A 2,476-nucleotide genomic window follows, 5' to 3' on the forward strand; every position below is an offset into this window, starting at 1 on the left:
GGGCCCGTCCGTCGTGACAGCGGACGGGCCCCGGGCGGTTACGTCGTGGAGGTTACGTCGTGGAGCTCAGCGCTTGATCGCGCCGCGCAGGCGGGCCAGCCGGTCGGAGACGCCCCAGGCGGTCACCCGCCACAGCGCCTCGACGACGATGTTGCGGCTCATCTTGGACGCGCCCAGCTCGCGCTCGACGAAGGTGATCGGCACCTCGGCCACCTTGAACCCGGCCTTCACCGTGCGCCAGGCCAGGTCGACCTGGAAGCAGTACCCGGCCGAGGCCACCTCGTCCATGCCCAGGCCCAGCAGGGTCTCCTTGCGGAACGCCCGGTAGCCGCCGGTGACGTCCCGGATCGGCACGCCGAGCGCCAGCCGCGAGTAGGTCGAGCCGCCGCGGGAGAGCAGCAGGCGCGACTTCGGCCAGTTCACCACCCGGCCGCCCGGCACCCAGCGCGAGCCCAGCACCAGGTCGGCGCCGCGCAGCGCGCCCAGCAGCCGGTCCAGTTCCTCGGGCTGGTGCGAGCCGTCCGCGTCCATCTCGACCAGGACGTCGTAGCCGTGGTCGATGCCCCAGCGGAAGCCCGCGAGGTAGGCGGCGCCCAGGCCCTCCTTGCCCTTGCGGTGCATGACGTGCACGTTCGGGTCCTCGGCGGACAGCTTGTCGGCCAGTTCGCCGGTGCCGTCGGGGCTGTTGTCGTCGGCGACCAGCACGTGGGCCTCGGGGACCGCCGCCCGCACCCGGCCGACGATCCGCTCGACGTTCTCCGCCTCGTTGTAGGTCGGAATGATCACCAGGACCCTGCCGAGATCAGCAAAACTCTGCTGGTTCACGGTCACGTACAAACCTCTCGGCCGATGGCGGGGAGTGTCAGAACACCATCGCCCGCACTCTGGAACGCGGCTCCGCCGGCAGCCCGCCGACGGAGTGACCACGGTGGAAACTGCTGTACAGGGCGGAGACTACTGCGTCCTGGCATCCTACTACCGCGCCCGGGAACCACCGGTCCGGCCAGGGCACTCCCCTCCGGTACCCGCCGTTTCCTCGCGGGCGACACCGGTCGGCTAGGGTCGATGACCTTGCCCGTGCCCGGACCCCCGCACCGCCGGGCCCGTTGCCCCGACGATCCGGCACACCCGCCACCCAGCGAAGGAGTAGGACCGCGCGCATGGACAGGCTCATCAACACCGTCCGCCCGTACGCCTGGGGGTCGCTGACCGCCCTGCCCGAACTGCTCGGGCAGGAGCCGACCGGCGAACCGCAGGCCGAGCTGTGGATGGGCGCCCACCCCGGCGACCCGTCGCGGGCCGACCGGGGCGAGGGGCCCCGCCGGTTGGACGAGCTGATCGCGGCCGACCCCGAGGGCGAACTCGGCGCCGCGACCGTCGCCCGGTTCGGTCCGGCCCTGCCGTTCCTGTTCAAGATCCTGACCGCGGGCATCCCGCTGTCCATCCAGGCCCACCCCACGATCGCCCAGGCCCGCGCCGGGTTCGCCGCCGAGAACGCCCTCGGCATCCCGCTGGACGCCCCCGAGCGGAGCTACCGCGACGCCAACCACAAGCCCGAGATGGTCTGCGCGCTGGGCGCCTTCGAGGGGCTCTGCGGCTTCCGGCGGCCCGCCGAGGCGGCCAGGCTGATGGCCGGGCTCGCGGTGCCCGGGCTCGGCCCGCTGATCGACCTGCTGGCCGTCGAGGACGAGGCCGAGGCGCTGCGCGGCACGCTGGCCGCCATCCTCACCATGGACGGGAAGGCCGCCGAGGAGACCGTCCGGGAGACGGCCGCGGCCCTGGCCCGCACCGACCCGGCCGGCGACTACGGGCCGTACGCCCGGATCGCCGAGGACTTCCCGGAGGACCGCGGTCTGATCGCCGCCCTGCTGCTCAACCACTTCCGGCTCCGGGCCGGCGAGGCGCTCTACCTGGACGCCGGCGTGCCGCACGCCTACCTGGCGGGTGCCTGCGTCGAGCTCCAGGCCAACTCCGACAACGTGCTGCGGGCCGGCCTCACCCCCAAGCACATCGACCTGCCCGAGCTGCTGAAGGTCCTGGTCTTCGAGGCGGGCGCCCCCGAGCTGCTGCACCCCCGCCCGGTCGACGGCACCGCCGGCGAGGAGCTCTACCCCGTCCCGATCGACGAGTTCCGGCTCTCCCGCTTCGTCCTGGACGGCCGGGACCGCGAGATCGACGGCCGCGCCCCGCAGATCCTGCTCTGCACCGAGGGCACCGCCCGGCTCACCGCCGCCGACGGCACCACCCTGGACCTCGCCCGCGGCCGGTCGGCCTTCCTCCCCGCCACCGGCGCCCCCACCCGGCTGTCCGGCACCGCCACGACCCTCTTCCGCGCCACCGTCACCGTCTGACGGCACCCAGGAACCACGCGCCGAGGGGGGGGGGGCCCGCGGGCGGCGGGGCGGCGCCGCAGGGGGGGGGGGGGGGGGGGCGCCCCCCGGCGGCCGCCGCGGCGCGCCGCGCCCCCCCCGCGGCC

Annotated in this window: 2 protein-coding genes; one reads left to right on the forward strand and one right to left on the reverse strand. The window is 74.6% G+C overall.

From position 1 onward, the window contains the following. Nucleotides 1-66: 66 nt before the first annotated feature. A complete protein-coding gene (locus ACFV6I_RS29670; RefSeq protein ID WP_380428610.1) occupies nt 67-831 on the reverse strand; it encodes a polyprenol monophosphomannose synthase in 765 nt (254 codons plus the stop codon). 329 nt (nt 832-1,160) lie between these two features. On the opposite strand from ACFV6I_RS29670, the gene manA reads away from it, so the two are divergent. Further along, nucleotides 1,161-2,351 (forward strand): mannose-6-phosphate isomerase, class I, encoded by a 1,191-nt coding sequence (gene manA, locus ACFV6I_RS29675; protein WP_380428612.1) that lies wholly within the window; start codon nt 1,161-1,163, stop codon nt 2,349-2,351. Nucleotides 2,352-2,476: the final 125 nt, after the last annotated feature.

The organism is Kitasatospora sp. NPDC059803, assembly GCF_042732255.1.
Classification (GTDB): Bacteria; Actinomycetota; Actinomycetes; order Streptomycetales; family Streptomycetaceae; genus Kitasatospora.

Coding starts and splice junctions, on each gene's coding strand:
- manA (WP_380428612.1), top strand. CDS start 1,161: ATGGACAGGCTCATCAACACCGTCCGCCCGTACGCCTGGGGGTCGCTG.